The sequence below is a fragment of the Nocardia sp. NPDC056541 genome (assembly GCF_042794235.1).
Taxonomy (GTDB): Bacteria; Actinomycetota; Actinomycetes; order Mycobacteriales; family Mycobacteriaceae; genus Nocardia.
The window spans coordinates 325,715-347,950 of record NZ_JBHTUD010000006.1 but is presented as its reverse complement, the minus strand read 5'-3'; the positions used below and the strand labels follow the sequence as shown (position 1 = coordinate 347,950).

General features: G+C 68.4%; 32 protein-coding genes. 15 read left to right on the top strand and 17 right to left on the bottom strand.

What is annotated here, in order from left to right; translation table 11 throughout:
* Window positions 1-31: 31 nt before the first annotated feature.
* On the bottom strand, window positions 32-823 hold the full coding sequence (locus tag ACFQ9R_RS13585) for an LLM class flavin-dependent oxidoreductase (RefSeq protein WP_378990749.1): 792 nt from the start codon (window positions 821-823) through the stop codon (window positions 32-34).
* A 2-nt stretch (window positions 824-825) separates the two neighbouring features.
* The gene (locus ACFQ9R_RS13580) at window positions 826-1,089 is read right to left on the bottom strand and encodes an SHOCT domain-containing protein (RefSeq protein ID WP_378990748.1); all 264 of its coding nucleotides are present in this window, start codon (window positions 1,087-1,089) and stop codon (window positions 826-828) included.
* A 129-nt stretch (window positions 1,090-1,218) separates the two neighbouring features.
* Between ACFQ9R_RS13580 and ACFQ9R_RS13575 the strand changes: the two genes are divergently transcribed.
* Complete coding sequence (locus ACFQ9R_RS13575; protein WP_378990747.1) at window positions 1,219-2,067, top strand: helix-turn-helix domain-containing protein; 849 nt, start codon at window positions 1,219-1,221, stop codon at window positions 2,065-2,067.
* Here ACFQ9R_RS13575 and ACFQ9R_RS13570 read toward each other — a convergent pair.
* Entirely contained in the window at window positions 2,048-3,229 is a 1,182-nt protein-coding gene (locus ACFQ9R_RS13570) for an MFS transporter (RefSeq protein WP_378990746.1), read from the bottom strand. The two genes, ACFQ9R_RS13575 and ACFQ9R_RS13570, sit on opposite strands and share 20 nt — an antisense overlap.
* A 10-nt stretch (window positions 3,230-3,239) precedes the next feature.
* Between ACFQ9R_RS13570 and ACFQ9R_RS13565 the strand changes: the two genes are divergently transcribed.
* Window positions 3,240-3,368 (top strand): hypothetical protein, encoded by a 129-nt coding sequence (locus ACFQ9R_RS13565; protein ID WP_378990745.1) that lies wholly within the window; start codon window positions 3,240-3,242, stop codon window positions 3,366-3,368.
* A gap of 11 nt (window positions 3,369-3,379) precedes the next feature.
* Here the strand turns inward: ACFQ9R_RS13565 and ACFQ9R_RS13560 are convergent, their stop codons facing one another.
* Window positions 3,380-3,838, bottom strand: a complete 459-nt coding sequence (locus ACFQ9R_RS13560) for a YfbM family protein (protein WP_378990744.1) — start codon at window positions 3,836-3,838, stop codon at window positions 3,380-3,382.
* A gap of 160 nt (window positions 3,839-3,998) precedes the next feature.
* On the opposite strand from ACFQ9R_RS13560, the gene ACFQ9R_RS13555 reads away from it, so the two are divergent.
* Window positions 3,999-4,646 (top strand): VWA domain-containing protein, encoded by a 648-nt coding sequence (locus ACFQ9R_RS13555; protein WP_378990743.1) that lies wholly within the window; start codon window positions 3,999-4,001, stop codon window positions 4,644-4,646.
* A gap of 2 nt (window positions 4,647-4,648) precedes the next feature.
* On the opposite strand, the gene ACFQ9R_RS13550 is transcribed toward ACFQ9R_RS13555, so the two are convergent.
* The 4 genes from ACFQ9R_RS13550 to ACFQ9R_RS13535 are packed head-to-tail and all read right to left on the bottom strand — an operon-like array spanning window position 4,649 to window position 7,261.
* Window positions 4,649-4,960 carry a helix-turn-helix domain-containing protein gene (locus ACFQ9R_RS13550; RefSeq protein ID WP_378631540.1) on the bottom strand — a complete coding sequence of 104 codons (312 nt, stop codon included), beginning with the start codon at window positions 4,958-4,960 and terminating at the stop codon, window positions 4,649-4,651.
* 6 nt (window positions 4,961-4,966) lie between these two features.
* The gene (locus ACFQ9R_RS13545; protein WP_378990809.1) at window positions 4,967-5,278 is read right to left on the bottom strand and encodes a type II toxin-antitoxin system RelE/ParE family toxin; all 312 of its coding nucleotides are present in this window, start codon (window positions 5,276-5,278) and stop codon (window positions 4,967-4,969) included.
* Between the two features lie 10 nt (window positions 5,279-5,288).
* Window positions 5,289-5,984 carry a response regulator gene (locus ACFQ9R_RS13540; protein ID WP_378990742.1) on the bottom strand — a complete coding sequence of 232 codons (696 nt, stop codon included), beginning with the start codon at window positions 5,982-5,984 and terminating at the stop codon, window positions 5,289-5,291.
* On the bottom strand, window positions 5,981-7,261 hold the full coding sequence (locus ACFQ9R_RS13535) for a sensor histidine kinase (protein ID WP_378990741.1): 1,281 nt from the start codon (window positions 7,259-7,261) through the stop codon (window positions 5,981-5,983). Before ACFQ9R_RS13535 ends, ACFQ9R_RS13540 begins: the two co-directional genes overlap by 4 nt.
* A 146-nt stretch (window positions 7,262-7,407) precedes the next feature.
* On the opposite strand from ACFQ9R_RS13535, the gene ACFQ9R_RS13530 reads away from it, so the two are divergent.
* Both ACFQ9R_RS13530 and ACFQ9R_RS13525 read left to right on the top strand, forming a co-directional pair.
* A complete protein-coding gene (locus ACFQ9R_RS13530; protein ID WP_378990740.1) occupies window positions 7,408-8,307 on the top strand; it encodes an ABC transporter ATP-binding protein in 900 nt (299 codons plus the stop codon).
* On the top strand, window positions 8,304-9,164 hold the full coding sequence (locus tag ACFQ9R_RS13525) for an ABC transporter permease (protein WP_378990738.1): 861 nt from the start codon (window positions 8,304-8,306) through the stop codon (window positions 9,162-9,164). Before ACFQ9R_RS13530 ends, ACFQ9R_RS13525 begins: the two co-directional genes overlap by 4 nt.
* 72 nt (window positions 9,165-9,236) lie before the next feature.
* Here the strand turns inward: ACFQ9R_RS13525 and ACFQ9R_RS13520 are convergent, their stop codons facing one another.
* Together ACFQ9R_RS13520 and ACFQ9R_RS13515 are read right to left on the bottom strand one after the other, a co-directional pair.
* Entirely contained in the window at window positions 9,237-9,713 is a 477-nt protein-coding gene (locus tag ACFQ9R_RS13520; RefSeq protein ID WP_378990736.1) for a DUF4240 domain-containing protein, read from the bottom strand.
* A gap of 53 nt (window positions 9,714-9,766) precedes the next feature.
* Window positions 9,767-10,372 (bottom strand): TetR/AcrR family transcriptional regulator, encoded by a 606-nt coding sequence (locus tag ACFQ9R_RS13515; RefSeq protein ID WP_378990735.1) that lies wholly within the window; start codon window positions 10,370-10,372, stop codon window positions 9,767-9,769.
* A gap of 104 nt (window positions 10,373-10,476) precedes the next feature.
* On the opposite strand from ACFQ9R_RS13515, the gene ACFQ9R_RS13510 reads away from it, so the two are divergent.
* The 4 genes from ACFQ9R_RS13510 to ACFQ9R_RS13495 are packed head-to-tail and all read left to right on the top strand — an operon-like array spanning window position 10,477 to window position 12,443.
* On the top strand, window positions 10,477-11,130 hold the full coding sequence (locus ACFQ9R_RS13510; RefSeq protein ID WP_378990734.1) for an FMN-dependent NADH-azoreductase: 654 nt from the start codon (window positions 10,477-10,479) through the stop codon (window positions 11,128-11,130).
* Window positions 11,127-11,447, top strand: coding sequence for a DMT family transporter (locus tag ACFQ9R_RS13505; RefSeq protein WP_378990733.1), 321 nt, complete (start codon window positions 11,127-11,129; stop codon window positions 11,445-11,447). The genes ACFQ9R_RS13510 and ACFQ9R_RS13505 overlap by 4 nt, the downstream gene beginning before the upstream one ends.
* Window positions 11,448-11,502: 55 nt before the next feature.
* Window positions 11,503-11,949: an SRPBCC domain-containing protein gene (locus ACFQ9R_RS13500; protein ID WP_378990732.1), complete on the top strand. Its 447-nt coding sequence runs from the start codon at window positions 11,503-11,505 to the stop codon at window positions 11,947-11,949.
* Between the two features lie 56 nt (window positions 11,950-12,005).
* Window positions 12,006-12,443 (top strand): OsmC family peroxiredoxin, encoded by a 438-nt coding sequence (locus ACFQ9R_RS13495; RefSeq protein WP_378990730.1) that lies wholly within the window; start codon window positions 12,006-12,008, stop codon window positions 12,441-12,443.
* Between the two features lie 13 nt (window positions 12,444-12,456).
* On the opposite strand, the gene ACFQ9R_RS13490 is transcribed toward ACFQ9R_RS13495, so the two are convergent.
* The 4 genes from ACFQ9R_RS13490 to ACFQ9R_RS13475 form a co-directional block, all read right to left on the bottom strand.
* Window positions 12,457-12,909, bottom strand: coding sequence for a hypothetical protein (locus tag ACFQ9R_RS13490; RefSeq protein WP_378990729.1), 453 nt, complete (start codon window positions 12,907-12,909; stop codon window positions 12,457-12,459).
* A gap of 36 nt (window positions 12,910-12,945) precedes the next feature.
* Entirely contained in the window at window positions 12,946-13,731 is a 786-nt protein-coding gene (locus ACFQ9R_RS13485; protein ID WP_378990728.1) for a CbtA family protein, read from the bottom strand.
* A complete protein-coding gene (locus tag ACFQ9R_RS13480) occupies window positions 13,722-13,922 on the bottom strand; it encodes a CbtB-domain containing protein (RefSeq protein WP_019044677.1) in 201 nt (66 codons plus the stop codon). The genes ACFQ9R_RS13485 and ACFQ9R_RS13480 overlap by 10 nt, the downstream gene beginning before the upstream one ends.
* A gap of 226 nt (window positions 13,923-14,148) precedes the next feature.
* Entirely contained in the window at window positions 14,149-14,472 is a 324-nt protein-coding gene (locus ACFQ9R_RS13475) for an antibiotic biosynthesis monooxygenase family protein (RefSeq protein WP_378990727.1), read from the bottom strand.
* Between the two features lie 93 nt (window positions 14,473-14,565).
* Here ACFQ9R_RS13475 and ACFQ9R_RS13470 point away from each other — a divergent pair, with 93 nt between their 5' ends.
* On the top strand, window positions 14,566-15,309 hold the full coding sequence (locus tag ACFQ9R_RS13470) for an alpha/beta fold hydrolase (protein WP_378990726.1): 744 nt from the start codon (window positions 14,566-14,568) through the stop codon (window positions 15,307-15,309).
* A gap of 48 nt (window positions 15,310-15,357) precedes the next feature.
* Here the strand turns inward: ACFQ9R_RS13470 and ACFQ9R_RS13465 are convergent, their stop codons facing one another.
* Complete coding sequence (locus ACFQ9R_RS13465; protein ID WP_378990723.1) at window positions 15,358-16,236, bottom strand: A/G-specific adenine glycosylase; 879 nt, start codon at window positions 16,234-16,236, stop codon at window positions 15,358-15,360.
* 90 nt (window positions 16,237-16,326) lie between these two features.
* On the opposite strand from ACFQ9R_RS13465, the gene ACFQ9R_RS13460 reads away from it, so the two are divergent.
* Together ACFQ9R_RS13460 and ACFQ9R_RS13455 are read left to right on the top strand one after the other, a co-directional pair.
* Window positions 16,327-16,950 carry a carbonic anhydrase gene (locus tag ACFQ9R_RS13460; RefSeq protein WP_056819369.1) on the top strand — a complete coding sequence of 208 codons (624 nt, stop codon included), beginning with the start codon at window positions 16,327-16,329 and terminating at the stop codon, window positions 16,948-16,950.
* An 82-nt stretch (window positions 16,951-17,032) separates the two neighbouring features.
* Window positions 17,033-17,725 (top strand): hypothetical protein, encoded by a 693-nt coding sequence (locus ACFQ9R_RS13455; protein ID WP_378990721.1) that lies wholly within the window; start codon window positions 17,033-17,035, stop codon window positions 17,723-17,725.
* 155 nt (window positions 17,726-17,880) lie between these two features.
* Here ACFQ9R_RS13455 and radA read toward each other — a convergent pair whose 3' ends face one another.
* Window positions 17,881-19,281, bottom strand: coding sequence for a DNA repair protein RadA (radA, locus tag ACFQ9R_RS13450; RefSeq protein ID WP_378962695.1), 1,401 nt, complete (start codon window positions 19,279-19,281; stop codon window positions 17,881-17,883).
* A gap of 81 nt (window positions 19,282-19,362) precedes the next feature.
* Entirely contained in the window at window positions 19,363-20,061 is a 699-nt protein-coding gene (locus ACFQ9R_RS13445) for a hypothetical protein (protein WP_378990719.1), read from the bottom strand.
* Between the two features lie 351 nt (window positions 20,062-20,412).
* On the opposite strand from ACFQ9R_RS13445, the gene carD reads away from it, so the two are divergent.
* The 3 genes from carD to ispF are packed head-to-tail and all read left to right on the top strand — an operon-like array spanning window position 20,413 to window position 22,141.
* Window positions 20,413-20,901, top strand: coding sequence for an RNA polymerase-binding transcription factor CarD (gene carD, locus ACFQ9R_RS13440; RefSeq protein ID WP_019044685.1), 489 nt, complete (start codon window positions 20,413-20,415; stop codon window positions 20,899-20,901).
* A gap of 14 nt (window positions 20,902-20,915) precedes the next feature.
* Entirely contained in the window at window positions 20,916-21,677 is a 762-nt protein-coding gene (ispD, locus tag ACFQ9R_RS13435) for a 2-C-methyl-D-erythritol 4-phosphate cytidylyltransferase (protein WP_378990718.1), read from the top strand.
* Complete coding sequence (ispF, locus tag ACFQ9R_RS13430) at window positions 21,674-22,141, top strand: 2-C-methyl-D-erythritol 2,4-cyclodiphosphate synthase (protein WP_378990717.1); 468 nt, start codon at window positions 21,674-21,676, stop codon at window positions 22,139-22,141. Before ispD ends, ispF begins: the two co-directional genes overlap by 4 nt.
* The last annotated feature ends 95 nt before the right edge of the window (window positions 22,142-22,236 follow it).

Here is a 22,236-nt window from a genome sequence, read left to right as displayed (position 1 = left end):
CTTTTCGCGTCGCGGATCAGCAGCGCATCGTCTACTGACGTGCGCGTTCGAGAACCGGGGCGAAGGCGGTGGCCAGCTCGCCCGGGACGATCAGCTCGTCGATTCCGTAACGCTCGCTGCGGGACTCGAGGATTTTCACCGCGGCCTGTGGATCGCTGGGGAGAAGTCCGGCGGCCCCCGCGGCGCGGAGTTTTTCGGGGGTGTGGCCGAGACGGGTGCTCAGCCAGCTGGGGAGCCGGTCGCCGATGCCGACCAGTTGGAGGGTGAATCGGATCTCGCGGTCGGTGTGGGCGGTGACGACGCCGACCATCTCGGCGAGGTCGTCTTCGGTCGCGTCCGGTGCCGCCGCCAGCAGAATGCGGTCGGCGTATCGCGCCGCGGTGGTGAGCATTCGAGGCCCGCTCGCCGCGATGACCACCGGTGGTGACGGGTCCACCTGGGCGCGCACCGAGGTGATGGTGTCGATCAGCTGGTTTCGTCGTTCACCCGCCGAACCCCATGGCATGCCGAGTCTTTCGGCCTCCGTTCGCGCGTCCGGTCGGCCGGTGCCGATCCCGAGTTCGAATCGGCCGTCCGAAAGCAGTTGCAGTGCCGCCGTTTCCCGAACAGTCGTAGCGGCGGAGCGGAAGGGCGCGGCCAGGACATTGGGCCGCAATCGCAGGTTCTCCGTCACGGCGGCGGCTGCTGCCAGGGCGATGAGCGGGGACGGCGTGTACAGCGTGTCCGGCAGCATCAGCGTGCGGTACCCCTGTGCCTGCGCCCCGGTCACCGCCTGTGTCCACTCCGCCCCGGACCGCGGCATGAGCACGATTCCGAATCGCATCGCTACTTCTTCCCGCGCGGTTCGCTCAATACCGCGAGCCTGCCGCGGTATTCGGCCTCGGTGATCTCGCCGCGAGCGAAACCTTCGCGCAGCGCGCCCACCGCGCCACCGCGTCCCGCGCACCGTCGGCGGGCGAAGAACACCAGTGCGATCACGGTGATCCAGAAGATCACCGGGAAAATCCAGAAGAACGGCCATGGATGCCACCCTCCGTCGTAGTGGTCGGCCAGCAGGGTCAGCGTCGTCGCGCTGTCGACAATGTTCATGTCTCAACCCTGCTCGCCCGAACGACCGACGACATCGGCCGCGAGACCCGATCCGGCGTACGTCACCGCGCGTACAACCCGTCGACCGGTACCGTGCAGTGCATCGGAGTTACATCAGGAGGGGTGCACGTGACGCAGACCGATGGTGCGCACAGCCTCGACGATGTGCTGGCCGGTGTGCAGTGGCGCTTCGCCGGGCGCGACGAGTTCGCACTCACGGCGGGCCAGTGGGAGTTCATGACCGAGCCGAGCGCGCTGGTGGTGCTGGACGGGCTGGTCCGGGTCGAAGGGCTCAGCACGGCAGAAGACCTGGCGAGCGGGGATTTTCTGTTCGTGCCCGGCACCGAACGATTCGCGATCAACGCGCTGTCGGAGGGCCGGGTGCTCCGGGTGCGTCTGGAACCCGTCGGGACCGGCAGTGCCATGACCGCGCTGCCACAACGGCTGCTGCTGACCGGTTTCGTCGACCACACGCCTTTGGCCGCGACCATGTTTCGCCACCTGGTCCAACAGTGCCCTGACCCGTTCGGCGTCCAGGGCGACCGGGTGGCCACCTTGCTCACTTCGATGGCGATCGAGTCCTGGCATGCCCGTGGTTGCGCGCCACCACGGTGGCTGCTGAAGGTGAACGAGCCCGGGGTGGCGCAGGCCGTGGCCGCGATGCATGCCGACCCGGGGCAGGAGTGGACAGTTGAAGGGCTGGCAAAGATCGCGCTGGCCTCGCGGTCCGGGTTCGCCGCCCGGTTTCAGGCGGCGACCGGCCTCACGCCGGGCCGGTACCTGACGAAACTGCGGATCGAGCGGGCGCAACTGCTGTTGGTCGACCACGCTGTGCCGGTCGGCACGGTGGCCCGCAGGCTCGGCTATCGCTCGGAGACGGCGTTCGGGCGGGCGTTCCGGCGGCAGACGGGCCGCACGCCGTCGCAGTGGCGGCGGGCGGCCCGGGCATCGACTGAGGTCAGTGCGCCGCTCGGGTGAGTGAGTGCCGGATCAGGACCCCGCCGAGGACCGCGGCGACGGCACCGAGCGCGTAGGTCGGGGCCAGGCCGATGCTGTCCACGCCGCGGCCGCCGATCGCCGAGCCGAGGATGATCGCCAGCTGGAAACCGGCGACGATCAGTCCGCTGCCCGCTTCCATGCGATCGGGCAGCACCCGCGATACCCACACCTGCACGAGATTGAGAATGCCGCCGAACGCGGCGCCCCACACCACCACGGCCAGGTAGGCGAGTGGGGCGAACGCCGCGGAGGCGATGATCGCGAGCAGTGACAGGCCGACGGCTGCCGGCACCGCCACCAGCAGGGCGCCGAGGTGGCGGTCGGCGAGTGTGCCGAGGACGAAGTTGCCGAGCAGACCACCGACGCCGAACAGGGCGAGCAGCACCGGGATCACCGCCGGGCCCGCACCGAGCAGTTCGGCCAGGGCCGGGCGGATATAGGTGTATCCGGCGAAGTGCCCGCCGACGACGGCGACCATGCTGACCAGCCCGAGCGTCACGCCCGGGGACCGAAGGGCGTTGCCGAGTGCGGCGAACCCGATGCCCGTGCTCGGCGCGATCGGCGGCAGCATCAGCCGCACCGCGACGGCGGTGGCGGCGGTCAGCGCGGCCACGATCAGGAAGGTCGTCCGCCACCCGGCGTAGGTGCTCAGCAGCACGCCGAGCGGCACTCCGGCCACCGTCGCGACCGTGGTTCCCGCGTTCACGATCATCATCGCCTTGCCGAGCCGTTCGGCCGGGACGAGCTTCGCGGCGATCACCAGCGCCATCGACCAGTAGCCGCCGACAGCCAGGCCGAGCAGCAGGCGCGCGATCAGCAACAGCACGATGTTCGGCGCGAGGGCGACCACCACGTTCGACACCGCCGCGCCGACGGTCAGCCAGATCAGCAGGGTGCGCCGATCCAGGCGGGGAAACAGCGCGCCCGATCCGAGCGCGGCCACCAGCGCGGTCAGCGCCGTCGCGCTCACCGACAGTCCGACAACCCCTTCGGGCACTCCGAGATCATTCGCGAGTGCGGTGAGCACGCCCGGCGGCAGGAACTCCGCGGTCACCAGCGTGAAGCTGCCGAGGAACATGGTGAGCAGGGCGGGCCACGTGGCGCGGCGCGAAACTTCCGATGCCGCAGGGCTCGTCGTCAATGTCTTGATCATGCCTGATGCAACAGCCGGAATATCCCCGTCACGCGACCCAAACGCCACGGCGATCGACCTGAACGCCAACGTTGCGCTGCTGCTGCGCCACCGGATCGGCCGCGTGATCGGCGGATCTGGGCAATGACCTCGGGCAGGCTACGCGAATTGGCCCATCGCCGCGGAATTCGTCGCGGCCGCGTGCGTGAAGAACGCCTGGAGATCCTCGTAGGCCTCGCGCAGGTAGTCGAGTGCTTCGTCGCCGTCCCAGATGTCCGGGCCCGCGCCCTCTTCGTCCATCAACTCCGGGGAGAAATGCTCGGCCAGTCGGTCGAAGGGAGTGGCGGAGAGGACCCGTGCCGCCGCGGACACCTCGGTTGCCGACCACACACGCAGGCAGTCCTGGCGGGTGCTCGGCTCATCGCCGCCGAGTAGGTCGAAATCGACTGCTGCGGCGGAGAACAGGCAGCGCAGGCCGTCCCAGGCCTGGTCGAGGTCGCCGGACGGTTCGTCCGCGGATCGAGGCGTTTCGATGAGGTCCCACGCGGCGTCCGGCTCGGCAGTGACCCGGATGGCATCGGAGGGAGTGATACGGGTGAAGACGAAAATGATGCTCACGGAAAGGAGGCGCCTTTCAGGCGGAGTAGTCGGACCGTGGTGAAGGTAGGAATCGCGCCTTGGCGATACCTTGGGGTCTTCTTTTCGCCGGTCAGACGGTCCTGTTTCGCGGCGTACGGTGGGAATTGCTTATCCGACCGACACGGGGGTGTTCGCACACATGACTGATTCCGACCGCACGCTGATCGCCGTTCTGCTCGACCGTTCGGGGTCGATGCAGACGATCAAGGCCGATACCGAAGGTGGGTTGGCCGCCTATTTCGAACAGCAGCGCAGTGTGCCGAAGACGATCGAGGTCACGCTCGCGCAGTTCGACACCACCTATGACGTGGTCTACGCGAATGTGCCGCTGGCTCAGGTGCCTGCGCCGAGCTTGCAGCCGCGTGGCGGAACCGCGCTCTACGACGCGCTCGGCAAGCTCGTCACCAGCGTGGGCAGTGAGCTGGCCGAGCGCCCCGAACACGAGCGTCCCGGTACCGTGATCGTCGTCGTTCTCACCGACGGCCACGAGAATTCCAGCCGCGAATGGACCCACGCCGCCGTGAAGTCCCTCATCACCCAGCAGCAAGACGTGTACAACTGGACCTTCGTCTTCCTCGGCGCCAACATGGACGCCGTCGAAGTAGGCTCCAACCTCGGCTTCGACCCCGGCTCGGCCATCACCTACGCCCCGGTCGCCGGCGGCGTCCGAGGCGCCTTCGACGCCCTCTCCGCCTACTCCGCCCGAGCCCAAGCCGCCCCCGCGGGCGCCGCCCGCCGCGCCCGCTTCTCCGACTCCGAACGCCGACAAGCCGACCAGGGCGAGTAGTCCTACGCCGCGTCGACCTTCTCGAACCGAGCGACGAACCGAACCTCGAGCGCATACGCCAAACGTTCGAGCATGCCGATTGTCGGTGTCCCGCCCCCGGATTCGATCCGTGAGACCTCGGGCTGACGCAGCCCGGCCCGTTCGGCCAGCTGTGTCTGTGTCAGCCCGAGTTCGAGCCGCCGTTCGCGAATGGCTTCGGCCAGCTCGATCGCCAGAATCGCCTCGGCCCGCCCGGCCTCGTACTCGCCCGCGTCGAACCCGGGGCTGCTCATCCGTTCACGGCGCAGGTCGTCCATCGATGGGTGCTCAGTCATGATCGGTTACCTCCTGTCGAAATCTGTGTGGGCACAACCATGTTCCGATTCGCATACCTTGCGTAGTGCCTTGGCTCGCGCCACCTCGTCGGTCTCCCGCATGCGAGTCTTGCGGAAAACTGTCAGCAGCACGATGCGACGCCCCGGAGCGAGCCAGTAGGTGATTCGCATTTCTCGCGGGTGAAGGTGAAAGCGGAGTTCACGTACCCCATCGCCAAGATTGCGCGACCACGGTTCGGTCAGGGTGGTCGCACGCTCGGCAAGCATGCCCACATACACGTCTACCTGGCCGTACTCGCGTGTAGTCAGTGAGCGCAGCCATCGGGCGCTATTGCCAGCCTGGGCGGACCAGGCCTGATTCGTAGGCGAGGACTACGAGTTGGGTGCGGTCTCGGGCGGCTAGTTTGGTGAGGATTCGGCTGACGTGGGTGCGGGCGGTGGCGGGGGACATGTAGAGGCGGGCGCCGATTTCGGCGTTGGTGAGGCCTTCGGCCACCAGGGTCATCACCTCGCGTTCGCGGTCGGTGAGTTCGGCGAAGGCGGCGGGGGGTGGTTGCTTGGCGTGGGTGGAGAATTCGGCGAGGAGGCGGCGGGTGACGCCGGGGGACAGGAGCGCGTCGCCCGCGGCGACGACGCGGACAGCGCGGAGCAGGTCGGCGGGCTCGGTGTGTTTGACCAGGAAGCCCGCGGCGCCCGCGCGGATCGCCTCGAAGACGTATTCGTCGAGTTCGAAGGTAGTGAGGACGACGACGCGGACCGCCGCGAGCTGGGGGTCGTCGGCGATCATGCGGGTGGCGGCGAGGCCGTCGAGGATCGGCATGCGGATGTCCATCAGCACCACGTCGGGGACGAGGGCTCGGGTCATCCGAACGGCTTGCTCGCCGTTTTCGGCCTCGCCGATGACTTCGATGTCGTCCTGGGCGTCCAGCAGCGCGACGAAACCGCCGCGCACCAGCGCTTGATCGTCGGCGACGAGAAGCCGGATCTTGGTGGGCCCCGCACCGGTCGGCGGCAGTTCGGTCATGCGCCCGCCTGCCTGCCCGGTGAATCCGACGATCGCGCGGACGCGGTCGAAGTCGCTGGTCGAGCGGGCAATCGGGCCGCCACCCGGAACCCGCCGGACGGTCGCGGCCCCGCGGTGAGCGCCCCGCCGAGCGCGTGCGCCCGCTCGCGCATCCCGATGATCCCGTTGCCGCCGATGCCGGTTCGGACAGCGGTTCCGGTCGGCCGGGAGTTGTCGACGGTGATGTCGACCGATTCCGGGGTGTATCGCAGGGTGATCAGAGCTGTCGCGCCGGGCGCGTGGCGCACCACGTTGGTCAGCGATTCCTGCACGATTCTGGCCGCGGCCACATCGATCACGCTCGGCAGCTTCTTCGGCGTACCGATGATCTTGGTATCGACGTCGAGCCCGGTCGCGCGGGTGCGCTCGAGCAGGGTGTCGAGGTCGTCGAGGGTCGGTGCGGGCGCACGCGGCGCGGGACGCGGCGGAGGGGGTGAATCATCCACGACGGGAGCATGTTCCGGGTACTCCGGCACCACCGCCGCGCCACTGCGAATCGCGTGCAGCAGCGTGTGTACCTCGGTCAGTGCCTCTTTCGAGGTCGTCTTGATGGTCGCCAGCGCCGCGGCCGCCTGCTGCGGCTTGCGATCGAACAACTCCAGCGCCACCGACGACTGCACGTTGATCAGCGAAAGACTGTGTGCCAGTACATCGTGCAGTTCCCGCGCGATCGCCAATCGCTCCTCGGAGGCCGCCCTGGCCTGCTGCGCTTGCTCGTCGCGTTGTGCCGCCTCGGCCCGCTGCTCGCGCGCCAGCACCACCGCGCGCCGCTGCCGCACGCCCTCCGCGATCGCGACCAGCACGCCCATCCAGGCCAGCAGGCCGAATATCTGCCACGCGTCGGAGTGCCGCCCGAGCAGGGCGGGTAGCGGCCACACCATCGTCAGATACCCGATCGCGACCACCGGGTAGGTGCGCCATCGCGATCCGGTGACGGCGGCCGAGAGGAAGGCGATCACCAGCGACAGGAAGATCGGCCCGTACCCGTAGTCGCGCAGGACATAGGTCACCGTGGCGATCAGCGCCACCGCCAGCACCGCTTCGGGCACTGCCCGCCGGAAACCGAGCGCCACCGGCCCGGCGAGCAGCAGCAGATACGCGAACGCGTCCAGCGACCGCACCCCGGTTTGATGCGAATTCGCACCGGAACTACCGGCCAGCTGGATCACCGCGACCACCACTGCCAGGCCCCAGTCCTGAACGACTGAGCCACGCTCCCACTTCGCAGACGCTCCCACGTGCCCAACCCTATTGTGTGCGCCCACCCACCGCGTCGGCCTGCGCACGTATTTCCCGCGGGAAGCCGCGTAGGCCGCGCGGCGTAGCGCCGTGCACGCCGCGCGACGGATGTCGGGGCACCCCTCGAGCGCGGATTCTGATTCCCATGAACGAATCGATCGTGGTCACCACCGAGTTGACCAAACGCTATGGCGAGCACCTCGCGGTGGACGCGGTGAGCATGCGGGTCGCGGCCGGGGAGATCTACGGATTCCTGGGGCCCAACGGCGCGGGCAAAACCACCACGTTGCGCATGCTGGCCGGTCTCATCCGGCCCAGCGCGGGCACCGCGACCGTGCAGGGCCTGTCGCCGGGCGATCCGGCGGTGCTGCGCCGAATCGGCGTCCTCATCGAGGGCCCCGGCTTCTACCCGTACCTCTCCGGCCGCGACAACCTGCGAGTATTGGCCCGCTATCGCGGCCACGGCAATGCCGAGGTCGAGAAGGCATTGGAACGCGTCGGCCTGGCCGATCGGGCAGGAGACCGCTTCCGGACCTATTCGCTCGGAATGAAACAGCGTCTCGGCGTCGGCGCGGCCATGCTCGGCGACCCGGACCTGCTCATCCTCGATGAACCCACCAACGGCCTCGACCCGGCGGGCCTGGCCGAAATGCGCACGCTCATCACCGATCTCGCGGCCGACGGACACACTGTGCTGCTGTCGAGCCACCAGCTCGCCGAGGTGCAGGAGATCTGCCACCGCGTCGGGGTGATCTCCGGTGGTCGCCTGCTGGCGGAATCTACCGTGGCCGAATTGCGCGGCACCGCGACACTGCTGGTGCGTGCCGAGCCCGTGGACGTGGCTCTGGACGCCGTCCGCGCCGTCACCGATGCCCCCGCTCGAGCGGGCGCGGACGGCATCAGGGTCGACACGAGCGCCGCGCTGGCCCCTGAGGTGGCGCGAGCCGTCGTGACAGCAGGCGCGGACCTGCTCGAACTGCGGGTGGACGAGAAATCGCTGGAAGAAGTGTTCTTCGAGATGACGGCTGTGGAGGTAGCGAAATGAACGCCATGACAAGGGATCTCACCGCGAGTATCCGTGCGGAGGCGCTACGGCTGGGCCGCTGGCCCGCCTTCTGGATCGTCCTCGGTACCTGGATCCTGCTCAACCTGACCTTCGCCTACCTCTTCAACTACCTCGCCTACACCTCGGGCGAGAGCGGTGCGATGTCGGACGGCCTGCCTCGCGATGTCCTGCTCGGCCAACTCATGCCCGCCGCTGTGCCCGAGGTGTTCACACAGGGCATGTCGATGTTCGGCGGCGCGTTGGTGCTGATCCTCGGCGCTCTCGCGGTGGGCAGCGGATATGGCTGGGGCACGTGGAAAACCGTGTTCACCCAGGGCCCGAGCCGACCCGCGGCCGTGGGGGGACTGCTGTCGACGCTGCTGGTAGTGGTCCTCGCGCTTGTCCTGGTGGCCTTCGCCGTCGATGTCGGCATCGCCTCCGTGATCGCAGTCGGCGAATCCCAGCCGGTGACGATGCCGTCGCTCGACGACTCACTGATCGGAATCGTCACCGGTACCACGATTCTCGGCATGTGGATGCTCGCGGGAGCGCTCATCGGCGCCATCGCTCGTGGTCCCGCCCTCGCAGTCGGCCTCGGCCTGGTCTGGGTCCTGGTGGTGGAGAACCTGCTTCGCGGTGTGGCGGGGATCTTCGGCCCGATCGAAGCCGTCACCAACGTGCTCCCCGGTACGGCCGCGGGCTCGCTGGCCGGGGCGATGCGCACCGTGGAGGGGCCGGCCAACCCCGGCGTTCTCGACATCCTCACCCGCGGTGAATCTTTCGCTCTGCTGGCCGGGTATGTGATGGTTTTCGCCGGTGGCACCATCTGGTTGATGACCCGCCGCGATCTCACCTGACGCGCTGCGATCATCGAACCCGGCACCAGGTAGCGGCAGTCCGACACGGACGGCCGCTACCTGCGCGTCAGGTCAGGACCAGCCGGCCGGGTTGGACGCCGTTTCGCGGGAGATGCCCGAGCCCGTGTCGGGGAAGGCGCCGAAGCGCTCGTTGTGCAGGTGGGCGAAGAAATAGCACATCTGCTCGCATTCGGCGTCGGTGGTCGCGGCCTCGGGGTCGGAGCTGACGGCGTCGTAGTAGTCGCGGCCCATGGCCACGATGAATCCGCGGGCATAGAGGAAGCCGTCGTCGGAGCCGTCGGTGATCGCCTGGAGGTCGGCGCGGTCGATGTCGTAGAGCGCGCGTTCGGCGACGCGGTCGAGCGCGGTCAGTTCCGCGCTGCTGAAATCTGTTGACAGGGTGTTCAACTGGGCGAGAAAGGCGTCGAGTCGGCTGTCGAGGTCGCCTGCTGCCGTCCGCAGGGCCGTGGACGGATCGGTACCGGTGGCCGTCCAGGCCGACGCGATCAGATTCCAGAATCGGGCGATGTCTTCGGGGGTGCTCGTCACCTGCCGGACGGTACTGCTCGGGTCCGACACGGAGCGGGGTTCGAGGTCATCGGTCAGGCACGCAGGAGACGCTGGGCGAGGGCGGACAGACCTGCGGTGATCTGCTCGGGCGACAAGCCGCGTTCGCGTTGCTGGAGGTAGACCTCGGCGGCGAGTGGCGCGAGGACCGTATCGACCAGCGAATCCGGCTGTGGCACAGCGGCTTCGACCAGCAGCGACCGTACGTGCGCCGACCAGAACCCGTAGGCGCCGGTGGCGAAGCGGGCGCCGCCGGTCTCCGCGCCGAGCACCAGATGGGCGTGGGCGGCGAGCAATTCGACCATCGCCGCGTAGAAGGCGGCCAGGCGATCGGCCGGGGGCGCGCCGGGGCCGAGCGGGGGTGCGCCGCGCAGGAGCTGTTCCTGGAGGGCGCGTTCGTGCTCGTCGAGGAGGGCGACGGCGATCGCGTTGCGGTCGGGGTAGCGGCGGTAGAGGGTGCCGCGGCCCACGCCCGCGGCCTTGGCGATGTCGTCCATGGTGATCGTGCGTGGGTCGCGAGTGGCGAAGAGGCCGGCCGCCGCCGCCAGGACTTTCGCACGATTGCGGGCCGCGTCGGTGCGTTCGGTGGGTGGCTGCGCGTCGAGCGCCAAGCCGGTGATCAGGTCGGATCGTGGCTCCATGGGTACGACTGTAGCCCCGCAACGAATATCTGGACAACATGTCCACTTGTGTTCTATCGTCGAGAAATCGACAAGTGGACAACATGTCCAGTTAGGAAGATGTCATGACTCACCTGCTGCACCTCGACGCCAGCGCCCGGACGAACTCCCTCAGCCGCAAGCTGGGCGCCGAATTCGTCCGGGCCTGGCGCGACGCCGAGCCCGGCGGCACCTACACCTACCGCGACCTCGCCGCCGAGCCGACGCCGTTCATCGACGAGGGCTGGACCGAACTGTGTGACGCCGTCCTCGCCGCCGGGGTCACCGACCTCGACCGGCTCCCGGAACTCGCCGTCACTCCCGCGGCGAAGGCCGCATGGCGGGTGGCCGAACCGCTGCTGGCGCAGGTGCTGGCCGCCGACGTGATCCTGATCGGCACACCGATGTACAACTACTCCGTCCCCGCCGCTCTCAAGGCATGGCTCGACCAGGTCACCTTTCCCCGAATGTCGCTGGGGGAACGCAGGTTCGTCGTGGTGACCGCCCGTGGCGGTGCGTACTCGCCCGGTGCGCCCAAAGCGGCGTTCGACTACCAGGAGCGCTTTCTGCGCGACTTCTTCGCCGGTCACTTCGCGGTCACCGACACGGTTTTCGTCAACGCCGAACTGGCCAATGCCGTGCAGGATCCGAACCTGGCCCATCTGCGCGACACGCACGAAGCCTCCTTCGCCGCCGCGCAGGCCGAAGTGCGTTCGCTGGCAAAGGATTACGTGCGATGAGCTGGATAGTGCTCGGCCTGGCCGGGCTCGTCGAAATCGTGTGGTCGCAGACCATCAAACCGACCGAGAATTTCACCAGACTCGGTCCGACCCTGCTGTGCGTCGCGCTCGGCTCGCTCGCCGTCTATCTGCTCTCGCGCGCCATGCAGACCCTCCCGGTGGGCACCGCCTACGCGGTTTTCACCGGAATCGGCGCACTCGGCGCGATCGGTCTCGGTGTGCTCGTGCACAAGGATCCGCTGAGCGCGGGCCGCGTGCTGGCGCTGTCGCTGATCCTCGGCGGCATCGTGCTCGCGCGGGTGACGAATCCTGAGTAACTCTGTCGTACACCCGATGCGAGGATCGGCCGGTCATGACCGGTAAGGTCGGCTGATGGACCAGCCAGTTCGCCCCCCGGACCTGTCCACGCGGCCACATGAGCTCACGGTCGAGCGCGTGATGAAAGCCCAGCCCAGCCTGCTCTACGCGGCCTGGACCCAAGGCTTGGATTTATGGCTGGCCGTTCCCGGATCGGTGCTGATGCGCCCCGCCGTCAACGAGCCCCTCTACTTCGACACCGGCTCGCCTGAAAAGCGCAACCCCCATTACGGCCGCATTCTGCTGCTCGAGCCGAATCGGCGAATCGAATTCACCTGGGTCACCGCCGCCACCGACGGCGTGGAAACGGTGGTCGCCGCCGAGTTCCTCAAACAACCACGCGGTATCCGCCTGCGTCTGCGCCACTCCGGTTTCCCCACCGCGGCGATCCGGGACCTACACCAGCAGGTCTGGCCGGACAAACTCGAGCGTCTCGACGAAATCACCAGCGCCACCGTCTGAGTACCCGAGTAGGTTCGTCATCGCCACGCAACACAACTCGAACCGAAAGGATTGCGATGCCGACTCGCAGCGCACGCACACTCTGGTCAGGCGGACTGCAGGACGGGTCCGGGCAGGTCGAACTGGCCAGCTCGGGTGTGGGCAAGTTCGATGTGAGCTTTCCCCGCCGGGCGGCCGACACGGCCGAGGGCACCAGCCCGGAGGAGCTGATCGCGGCGGCGCATTCGTCGTGCTATTCGATGGCGCTCTCGGCGGAGATCGCCAATGCCGGCGGGACGCCGGAAAGCCTCGACGTCGATGCCGATGTCACCCTCGCGCCCGACCCGGCCGGTGGCTTCCGGATCAGCAAGATCAAGCTCACGGTGCGCGGTCGTGCCTCGGGGCTGGATGCCGACGGGTTCGCCGCGGCTGCCCTCGCGGCCAAGAACGGTTGCCCGGTCAGCAAGGCCCTCACCGGGGTGGCCGAGATCGAGCTGGACGCGGCACTGGCCTGAGCGGCGCTCGCCGTCACCGCTGGGTGAACCAGCGGTGCGCGGCGGGGGTGTACATGGCCGGGATCGCGATGACGACGGCCAGGATGTGCACGGTCCGGCAGCCTGCCAGCACGGTCGAGCTGGGGGACATGCCGTCGAACAGGGTCGCGTAGTCGTCGGTCGACAACACCACGGCCAGCGGCTCGATGATCAGCGAGACCAGGCCCACTACGCCGATGCCGACGGTCAGCAGCGCACGGGCCACCCGGCTGCCGTTCAGCATGTACAGGGCCACCCCGGCGACGGCCAGGTAGATGGCGAGCCGGGGTAGCAGACCCGTTGCGGTGGCGCCGAATTCATCGCCACCACGCACGGCGCGCAACAGGCCCTCGGTGGCTCCGGCGGCGAGCGCGGTGACGAGCCCGCCGAAGGCGACATTCACGGCGCGGGGGCGAGTGCTGGAAACAAGAAAGGCAGTGCCGGTCATGACACCGACACTGCCGTTCTCAGCTGCTCGCGAGGATCACCCTGCGGTAGGAACCTTGTCCACTACCGGAGTGCTACGCCGCGAGGCGAATTCCGTGAGTGCGGCGAACGCCAGCCCCAAACTCACCCACAGCGTGGTGGTTTCGGCCAGCGAAGCCACCCGGAAGTTCCACAGGAGGGTGGCGGGGAAGTCGTCGGCCACCTCGTTCACGCCGGGCAGCAGCACGTAACCGACCGTGGTGACCACGACGAACGCGCCCACCCCGGCGATGAGTCGCAGCGTGTCCGACGCGGCGAGCGCACGGTAGGCCGCGACAGCGGCCGCGACGGCCAGCAGGCCGAGCACGACGGCCGCGACCCACAGCCAGGTGCGCTCGTTGATGGTGTCCGGATCGCCCACCGCGGGCGGGTTGGCCGGATACTTGAAGAACGGCACCGCGACGATCGCCGCCCACGCGAGAACCGCCGAGGTCAGCGACAATTGGGGCCCCGACAGGTTCGTGAACCGGCGAGCCACGTTCACCGCCGACGCGAACAACGCGCCGAACGCCATGCCGGCCAAGCCCAGCGCGAGGAACTGTCCCGCCTTCTGACCCGGCCGGCTGACCAGCGGTTCTTCCTCGTCGCCGTGGGAGTGGCCCTGCGGCTCCGCGGCTTCGTGGCCGTGCTCGGCCGGAGCGGCCGCGGCCTCTTCGATAGCGATCGCGGCGTCCACCTGGGGCTCGCCGACGAAGTAGCCCACTGTCGCGGCCAGCAGGCCGGCGATCAAGCCGGCCAGCAGGCCACGCAACAGCAGGGTCTTGAGTGATCCGATCAGTGGCACGGAACACCCAGCAGGTGACGTCCGTCGTGCATCAGCTCGTGCAGGAACATCCCGCTACGCGAGACGGCCCCCTGGTCGAAACCGACCAGGTACAGGGCGAGCAGTGCAAGCAGGACGACACCGACCGTGACGAGCACGGTTGCGAGGGTGTCGAGACCGGTAGACCGGCTGGGTGAATGCGCGATAGCCATTCGGGTCCTCCTCTAGGGATACGCGTCCCACGGTTGAAGTGTGGTGCGAAGGTGCCGGTGTCTGGCTCTCCGGCACCGGGGACCCGGTACTTGGATACAGTGGCGCGACCGCTCCGGATTCACACCGGAATTACCGCGCACCCTCGCGGATGTTCCCTCGAACTGTGACAGCCGCGAGCCACCCACGTCAATACACGCAACCGCATGTCCAGCGGAAACGCCGCTGTCAGCCCTTCGCCGGCACGTCGAGGACGACCTCGAACTCGAGCAGCGAGGCGCCCGTCGACACCGGCTTGGGACGCTCGCCGTCGCCACCGTTTCCGGCGTGCGCAGCACGGGCCGGACCGTCACGCCACGCGGCGAACGAATCCTCTGAATCCCATTGCGTCACTACGAAATACCGGTTGTCACCGGCCACGGGACGCAGCAACTGGAACCCGAGGAAACCGGGGGAGTTCTCCACCGCTCCCGCACGCGCGGCGAACCGCTTCTCCAGCTCGGGGCCCGCGCCCTCGGGAACTTCGATCGCATTGATCTTCACAACAGCCATGCGGACAGTATCGCTGCCGACCGGCGCCGGGTGTTCGCGGCCCTGGCGGGCCTCGCCTCGGCGCGAGGACGGAGCTGGGGCAGTATCGGCGGTGTGTTGTACGACGAAGGCGGGTCCGGGGTTCCGATTCTGCTGTTGCACGGGTTGATGGGGAGCGCGCGGACGTGGGCCGATCAGGTGCCGTGGTTGCGGGAGTTCGGGCATGTCTACGCGGTGGACGCCGCCGGGCACGGCCGGCCGACGCCCGCCGAGCTCACGACGGAGGCGTTCGTGGCCGATCTGGCCGAGCGCACCGCCGCGATCACCGAGCCGATGGTGATCGTCGGGCACTCGATGGGCGCGATCCACGGGTGGGTCTTCGCGGCGACCTGGCCCGAACGGGTGCGCGCGATCGTCGTCGAGGACATCGCTCCCGATTTCACCGGCCGCACCGCCGCCCACTGGGCCGAGCTGATCCACTCCTGGCCGCAACCGTTCGCCGACGAGCAGGCGGTGCTCGACTATTTCGGCCCGGTCGCGGGCACGTATTTCCTGCGCGCGTTCACCGCCGCGTCCGACGGCTACCGGCTACACGGCGAGGTGGACACCTTCCGCGCGATCTCCGAGGAGTGGGGCACGCGCGACTTCTGGACCGAATGGAAGTCGCTGTGGGTGCCCACACTGCTCATCGAAGGTGAGCACACCATCACCCCGCCGGGGCAGATGCGGACGATGGCGCAGGTGCATCCCGATGCGGAGTATGTGCGCATCGCCGAGGCGGGCCACCTCGTGCACGACGAACAACCCGAGGCATACCGCGAACACGTCGGCCGGTTCCTGGAGCGCGTCACGAGGTGAGTCGGCAGGTGGTGGTCCCGATCCCCCGGCAGGTGCCGAGATCCGGCGTCACCCGGTGGGGCTTCCTTCGCCCGCGAGTGCGAACAGCCCATCGTCGGTCTGCTCGATCAGCCCGTCTACCAGCAGCGAGTCCAACGCTCGCGCACGCTGACCCGGATCGCGGGTCCATGCCAGGTCGAGGCGAATCCGCTCGACCGGACCTGACGCGTCGCGCAGCACATCGAGCAGCCGCCCACGAGCCTGACGGTCGGTGCCCTCGTACTTCTGCACCTTCCGCACCACGTCGGCGGCCGGTTTGCCCGCCGTGACCCAGGCGCAGCTCGGCAGCGGGCAACGGGCGCAGTCCGGGTTGCGGGCCGTGCACACCAGCGCGCCCAGTTCCATCAGGGCGGCCGAGAACCTCGCGGCCCGCGGCACCGGAACAGGCAGCAGCGCCTCGGTTTCGGCGAGATCGCGCGAGGACGGGTTGCCGGGCTCCCTGCCGTGGACCGCCCGAGCCACCACGCGTCGAACGTTCGTGTCCACCACGGGAACTCGCTGCCCGTAGGCGAAACAGGCCACCGCGCGAGCGGTGTACGCGCCGATGCCGGGCAGGCTCAGCAGCACGTCGACGTCGGTGGGGACCACGTCACCGTGTTCGGTCGCCAGCACCCGCGCGCACTCGTGCAGCCGCAACGCCCGCCGCGGATATCCCAACTTGCCCCACGCCCGCAGCACCTCCGCTTGCGAGGACGCCGCCATCGCCGACGGCACCGGCCAGCGTGCCACCCATTCGCGCCAGATCGGCTCCACCCGCACCACCGGCGTCTGCTGGAGCATGATCTCGCTCATCAGGATGTGCCATGCGGTCGCGTCCGGTTCGCGCCACGGCAGCGGGCGCGCCGTGTCGTCGAACCAGTCGAGCAGGGCCTGCGCGTCGATGCTCACTGTTCCCGTTTCCTCTGAGCCAGTCTCTCTTTGCCGACGCGTAACGTGGCGGACTCGCTGGTAACCAAGGGTCTGTGCACAATGGTCGGTATGCCTGGTTCCAATCCGATAAGCGCCTGGAAGTCGTTGCGCGAAGGCAATGAGCGCTTTGTCAACGACACCCTGCAGCATCCTAGCCAGGGTGCCGCGGACCGAGCCAAACTCGTCAAGGGCCAAAACCCCCACGCGATCCTGTTCGGCTGCGGTGATTCCCGCGTCGCCGCCGAGCTGATCTTCGACCAGGGGCTCGGCGACATGTTCGTGGTGCGCACAGCGGGCCACGTCGTGGACAGTTCGGTGCTCGGCTCGATCGAATACGGCGTCGAGGTGCTCAACGTGCCACTGATCGTCGTCCTCGGGCACGACAGCTGCGGCGCCGTGAAGGCCACCATCGACGCGCTCGACGGCGGCGAGGTGCCCGGTGGGTTCATTCGCAGCGTGGTCGAGCGGGTGACCCCGTCGATCCTGGTCGGGCGACGCGAAGGGCTCACCTCGCTCGACGATCTCGAAGCGCGTCACGTGGTGGAGACCAGCAAGCTGCTCATGCAGCGCTCGATGATCATTTCCCAGCGTGTTGCCACTGGTCAGTGCGCTATCGCGAGCGTCACCTACAAGCTCGAAGACGGTCGCGTGCACCTGCGGCGCACTGTCGGCAATATCGGCGAGGTGGTCTGAACCGCCGGCTTCTCCCCGGTTCGGCCCCCGACACGCCGAGGTCATCGAGCGCGCCCCTGCGCGCTGCGCTTACCGTTGAGGCGTGCTGGAACCGAATGGACCGCTGTCACCGGAGATCTACTGGCGCCGCCGTGCACTCGCGATCGGCGTCATCGTCGTCGCGCTCGCGATCGTGATCTGGCTCGTCACCATGGTCGCGCGCGGTGGGGACTCGTCCGGCGCCGACAACGCGGCCGCGAGCACGACCACGTCGGCGGAGTCGAGCGCGTCCGAGACGAGCTCGGCGTCGAGTAGTGCGTCGTCGAGTAGTGCGTCGGCCACGCCCATCAGTGGGTCGGTCACGCCCAGCGCGACGACGACCGCCGTCGATCAGCCCGCGGCACAGCCGTGCCCGGATCAGTCGCTGGCGCTGAAGGTGACGGTCGGCCAGCCGACCTATCGGGTCGGCGACCAGCCCGCGTTCGGCACAGTGATCACCAACATCTCGTCCGCGGCCTGCTCGCGTGACCTCGGCGCGGGCCCGCAGTTCCTCGTCTACACCCTCGACGGCCAGCGCAGGCTCTGGGCGAGCAACGACTGCAACCAGGACGATCCGGCGGAGATGAAGACGCTCAAGGCCGGTGAACAACTCTCGTACAAAGGCACCTGGTTCGGCACCACCTCGCAGCCGCAGTGCGCGGGTGACCGCCTCCAGGTGCCCGCGGGTGCGTACATGGTCGTAGCCCAGCTCGGTGCCGTTCGCAGCGCCGCGGAGCCGTTCAACCTCGCCTCTTGACGCCGCGCTCCCGCATGCCGGGGGCATTGTGCGGGTGCGCCATAGGTCACATGTTCAAGATGGGTTGATTTGCAGCGTTCGCAAGATCGGCGGTGCCGTCAATGGACATTGGCGCGGCATTGGCGAACCGGCGCTGAATCAGGCGATTGCCGCAGTTATTCCACGGCCACCACTTCGCGGGGTGCGCGGGATTTGCGGAGTTCGGCCAATCGCAGTGCCGATCGGAGATCCCCGACCTCGTGGATACGCATCGTGCCGGTCTTGGTTTTCTCCGAACCGGGCGGAACGAGCGCGGTGGTGAACCCCAGCCGTTCGGCTTCGGCCAGGCGTCTGCCGAGCCCGGTGACCTTGCGAACCTCACCCGCCAGCCCGACCTCGCCGAGGATCACCCACCCCGCGGGCAGGGCGATGTCGGCCTCGGCGGAGGCGATGGCCAAGGCGATGGCCAGGTCGGCGGTCGGCTCGAGCAGGCGCATCCCGCCGACGGTCGCCGCGTACACATCGTGCTTGCCGAGAAATACCCGGCCGCGGCTCTGCAACACCGCCAGCACCATGGCGACGCGGTTGTAGTCCAGCCCGCTCACCGCCCGGCGTGGCTGCGGGATCTCGGTCTTGACGGTCAGCCCCTGCACCTCGGCCACCAGCGGCCGTTTGCCGTCCATCGCGACGGTCACCGCCGTACCGGGGACGGTGTCGGTGCGATGGTGCAGGAACAACCCGGACGGATCGTCGACGCAGGCGATGCCGTCGTCGTGCAGTTCGAAGCAGCCCACCTCGTCGGCGCTGCCGAACCGGTTCTTGATGCCGCGAACCATGCGCAGCGACGAATTCTTGTCGCCCTCGAACTGCAGCACCACGTCCACCAGGTGTTCGAGCGTGCGCGGGCCGGCCACGTTGCCGTCCTTGGTGACGTGTCCGACCAGCAGCACCGCGATCCCGGTCGCCTTGGCCAGCGAGGTCAGCGCCGCGGTGACCGCGCGCACCTGGGTGACACCGCCGATCACCCCGTCCACCTCCGGTGCCAGCATGGTCTGCACGGAGTCGACGACCAGCAGCGACGGCCGCACCTGCTCCACATGCCCCAGCACGATCGACAGATCCGATTCGGCCGCCAGGTACACCCGGTCGTGCACCGCGCCCGTGCGATCGGCCCGCAGCCGCACCTGCCCGGCGGACTCCTCGGCGGTCACGTACAGCGCGGTCTCTTCGCGCGCCGCCGCCCACCGGAACGCGACCTCGAGCAGCAGCGTCGACTTGCCGACTCCCGGCTCGCCGGACAGCAGCACCACCGACCCCGGCACCACCCCGCCTCCGAGGACCCGATCGAGCTCGCTCACCCCCGTCGACCGCGCCTGCGTGACCTTGGCGTCGATCTGCGACAGCGGCGCCGCCGCGGTACTCGGCAGCATCGCTCGCCGCCCTGGAGCAGCGGTGGACGCCGAAACGGCCACCTCGTTCACCGTTCCCCAGGCGCCGCAATCAGGGCACTTACCCACCCACTTGGACACCTCGTGCGTGCACGCGGAGCACCGGAAGACTGCTTTGGTCTTGGCCACACGCGCACCCTACGGACCCGGACCGACACAAAAAGGAAGAGCCGCCGCGAAGTTCGCGACGGCTCTTCCTCACGGCTGGTGTCAGTGACCGCCCGCGCCCTCGGGCGCCGGGCCGGACTTCTCGTTCTCGATGCGCGGGACGGCCGCGGCATCGACCGGGACCGACACCTGCACGGTGCCCGCGTCCTTGAAGTTGAAGGTGACGTTGTAGGTCAGGCCGGGGACGATGTCCTTGGACAGGCCCGTGATCTCGATCGTGGCCGGGGTCTTCACCGGGTCGTTCGAGGGGATGTCGATACCCGCCGCGCCGGTCGGCGCGGCCCCGGTGGTGGTCGGCGCCGCCGAGGTGGTGCCGTGGTGATCGTCGGCCGCGGCGGGCTTGGTCTCACCCGGTCCCACGACCACGGTCTGCTGCGGCTTCAGCACGAACTTGGGGTCGCCCGCGGCTCCGGTGATCTTGACCTGGCCCAGGTCGGTGCTCACGCTGGTCAGCTCGTCGGTGACGGTCTCGCTGTTGTTGATGATCGACAGCGCGATCACCGCCTTGCCGCCCTTGTCGTGCTCGGCGGCGGCCTCCGGATACACGATGTGCACGTTGCGCAGGGCGATGGCGCCGACGTTGGCGTGGTTGCCGTTGATCGCGGCGGCCTGCGTCGAGGTCTGGGTGTGCTGGCCGGCACTGCAGCCGGTCAGGGCGATGCCCGCGGCAGCGGCGAGCGCGGCAACCGTCACCATGCGACGTCGCGCCGAGTGGGCGGTCACAGCTTTCAGGGCAGTCACGGTTTGTCCTCCATGTCGACCGGGCTCACTCCGTCCACACGGGGATCGGAGGGTAGTAACTAGGCAGCGTAGTAGTTCACTTCGCGCGGGTGACGTTCGGGCTCGCGACGCGCGGGTGCGGAAGTAACAGTTCGGTGTCTCGAGGGGGTTTGCCGGATCGATGCCGGGATCGCGCTGTGCGATAACCTGTCGCTGTGCTGGTGGTTAACCCGTTCTGCCACAACACAATGCACAACAATTCTGTATTGTCAACCCCTGCGATGGCCTCGTTGTGGCCCTGACCTGCACAGTTGATCGCGCCGTTATCGAGTCGCATGTTAAACTGTGAACATCGAAAGGGGCACGGGACACATGATTTTTAAGGTCGGAGACACCGTCGTTTACCCCCACCACGGAGCGGCGCTGATCGAAGCAATCGAGACCCGCACCATCAAGGGTGTGCAGAAAGAGTATCTGGTCCTGAAGGTTGCGCAAGGCGACCTGACCGTTCGGGTTCCCGCAGAGAACGCTGAATACGTCGGCGTCCGTGACGTCGTCGGCCAAGAAGGTCTCGACCGCGTCTTCCAGGTGCTGCGCGCGCCACACACGGAGGAGCCGACCAACTGGTCCCGCCGTTACAAGGCCAACCTCGAGAAACTCGCCTCCGGCGATGTGAACAAGGTGGCCGAAGTGGTGCGTGACCTGTGGCGTCGTGAGCAGGACCGCGGCCTGTCCGCCGGTGAGAAGCGGATGCTCGCCAAGGCCCGTCAGATCCTCGTCGGTGAGCTCGCGCTCGCCGAGGGCACCGACGACGGCAAGGCCGAATCGCTGCTCGACGAGGTTCTCGCCGCGGCTTCCTAGAAACAAACGAACAAGTGCGACCTGTCGTAGCACTGGTCCCTGCCGCCGGTCGTGGCGTGCGCCTGGGTGAACCCACCCCGAAGGCGTTCGTCGCGGTCGGCGGCACACCTATGGTCCGGTTGGCCGTCGACGGTCTGATCGCGTCCGGTGCGGTGCACCGGGTTGTCGTGGTCGTGCCCGCCGAACTGGTCGAGGCCGCATCCGCGCTGCTGTCCACCACCACCTCGCTGACCGGCGGTTCGCTGACCGGCGGTTCGATGCCCCCTGTGCCGGTGCAGGTGGTGGTGGGCGGCGCCGAGCGCACCGATTCGGTGCGCGCGGGCATCGCCGCCGCGCCCGACGCCGCGTGCTATCTCGTGCACGATGCCGCACGAGCGCTCACCCCACCGGAACTGATCGCACGGGTGGCCGCCGAGCTCCAGGCAGGCAGTCAGGCCGTGGTACCCGCGTTGCCCGTCGTGGACACCGTGAAGTCGGTCGACGACGCGGGCATCGTCACCGGGACCCCCGATCGCGCCCACCTGCGCGCCATCCAAACCCCCCAGGGCTTCGCCGCCGACCTGCTCCGCCGCGCCTACGCCACCGACGATGGCGCCACCGACGACGCCGGCCTGGTCGAACGCCTCGGTGTCGCCGTGCACACGGTCCCCGGTGACCCACTGGCATTCAAGATCACCACCCCTCTCGACCTACGCCTGGCCGAGGCGCTGCTGGCTGACGGCGGTCGTTCGCCTGCCGTCGGGCGTCCCGGCGTCGAGCAGGCGGTTGCCCGATGAGAGTCGGTATCGGCAGCGACGTGCACCCCATCGAGCCGGGACGGCCCTGCTGGATGGCCGGTCTGCTGTTCCCGGATGCCGACGGCTGCGCGGGCCACTCCGACGGTGACGTCGCCGCCCACGCGCTCTGCGACGCCCTGCTCTCCGCCGCCGGCCTCGGCGACGTGGGCGCTGTCTTCGGCGTAGGCCGCCCCGAATGGGCCGGTGTCACCGGGGCCGCCATGCTCACCGAGGTCCGCAGGCTGCTGGCCGACGAAGGCTTCGAGATCGTGAACGCCGCTGTGCAGGTCATCGGTAATCGCCCGAAGATCGGCCCCCGCCGCGCCGAAGCGCAAAAAGTGCTCGGCGAACTCCTCGACGCCCCCGTGTCGGTGTCGGGCACCACGACGGACGGTCTCGGTCTGACCGGTCGCGGCGAGGGTATCGCCGCTATCGCCACCTGTCTGATCGCGGCGTGTTCGTAGCCCCTACGGGCCACTGAACCTTTCTTTCCGCGCATTGCTTTTCGCCGATTCGATCAGCCGTTCCGTTCACTACGGCGCCACGAACCGGCCGGTCA

What these genes read in the sequence shown, in the direction of transcription:
- ACFQ9R_RS13515 (WP_378990735.1), bottom strand. Translation starts at nt 10,372, where the DNA reads ATGGAGCCACGATCCGACCTGATCACCGGCTTGGCGCTCGACGCGCAG.
- ACFQ9R_RS13555 (WP_378990743.1), top strand. Translation starts at nt 3,999, where the DNA reads ATGACTGATTCCGACCGCACGCTGATCGCCGTTCTGCTCGACCGTTCG.
- ACFQ9R_RS13490 (WP_378990729.1), bottom strand. Translation starts at nt 12,909, where the DNA reads ATGACCGGCACTGCCTTTCTTGTTTCCAGCACTCGCCCCCGCGCCGTG.
- ACFQ9R_RS13500 (WP_378990732.1), top strand. Translation starts at nt 11,503, where the DNA reads ATGGACCAGCCAGTTCGCCCCCCGGACCTGTCCACGCGGCCACATGAG.
- ACFQ9R_RS13480 (WP_019044677.1), bottom strand. Translation starts at nt 13,922, where the DNA reads ATGGCTATCGCGCATTCACCCAGCCGGTCTACCGGTCTCGACACCCTC.
- ACFQ9R_RS13585 (WP_378990749.1), bottom strand. Translation starts at nt 823, where the DNA reads ATGCGATTCGGAATCGTGCTCATGCCGCGGTCCGGGGCGGAGTGGACA.
- ispF (WP_378990717.1), top strand. Translation starts at nt 21,674, where the DNA reads ATGAGAGTCGGTATCGGCAGCGACGTGCACCCCATCGAGCCGGGACGG.
- ACFQ9R_RS13475 (WP_378990727.1), bottom strand. Translation starts at nt 14,472, where the DNA reads ATGGCTGTTGTGAAGATCAATGCGATCGAAGTTCCCGAGGGCGCGGGC.
- ACFQ9R_RS13530 (WP_378990740.1), top strand. Translation starts at nt 7,408, where the DNA reads ATGAACGAATCGATCGTGGTCACCACCGAGTTGACCAAACGCTATGGC.
- ACFQ9R_RS13495 (WP_378990730.1), top strand. Translation starts at nt 12,006, where the DNA reads ATGCCGACTCGCAGCGCACGCACACTCTGGTCAGGCGGACTGCAGGAC.
- ACFQ9R_RS13505 (WP_378990733.1), top strand. Translation starts at nt 11,127, where the DNA reads ATGAGCTGGATAGTGCTCGGCCTGGCCGGGCTCGTCGAAATCGTGTGG.
- ACFQ9R_RS13565 (WP_378990745.1), top strand. Translation starts at nt 3,240, where the DNA reads ATGCCTGATGCAACAGCCGGAATATCCCCGTCACGCGACCCAAACGCC.
- carD (WP_019044685.1), top strand. Translation starts at nt 20,413, where the DNA reads ATGATTTTTAAGGTCGGAGACACCGTCGTTTACCCCCACCACGGAGCG.
- ACFQ9R_RS13580 (WP_378990748.1), bottom strand. Translation starts at nt 1,089, where the DNA reads ATGAACATTGTCGACAGCGCGACGACGCTGACCCTGCTGGCCGACCAC.
- ACFQ9R_RS13540 (WP_378990742.1), bottom strand. Translation starts at nt 5,984, where the DNA reads ATGACCGAACTGCCGCCGACCGGTGCGGGGCCCACCAAGATCCGGCTT.
- ACFQ9R_RS13510 (WP_378990734.1), top strand. Translation starts at nt 10,477, where the DNA reads ATGACTCACCTGCTGCACCTCGACGCCAGCGCCCGGACGAACTCCCTC.
- ACFQ9R_RS13550 (WP_378631540.1), bottom strand. Translation starts at nt 4,960, where the DNA reads ATGACTGAGCACCCATCGATGGACGACCTGCGCCGTGAACGGATGAGC.
- ACFQ9R_RS13460 (WP_056819369.1), top strand. Translation starts at nt 16,327, where the DNA reads ATGCCTGGTTCCAATCCGATAAGCGCCTGGAAGTCGTTGCGCGAAGGC.
- ACFQ9R_RS13525 (WP_378990738.1), top strand. Translation starts at nt 8,304, where the DNA reads ATGAACGCCATGACAAGGGATCTCACCGCGAGTATCCGTGCGGAGGCG.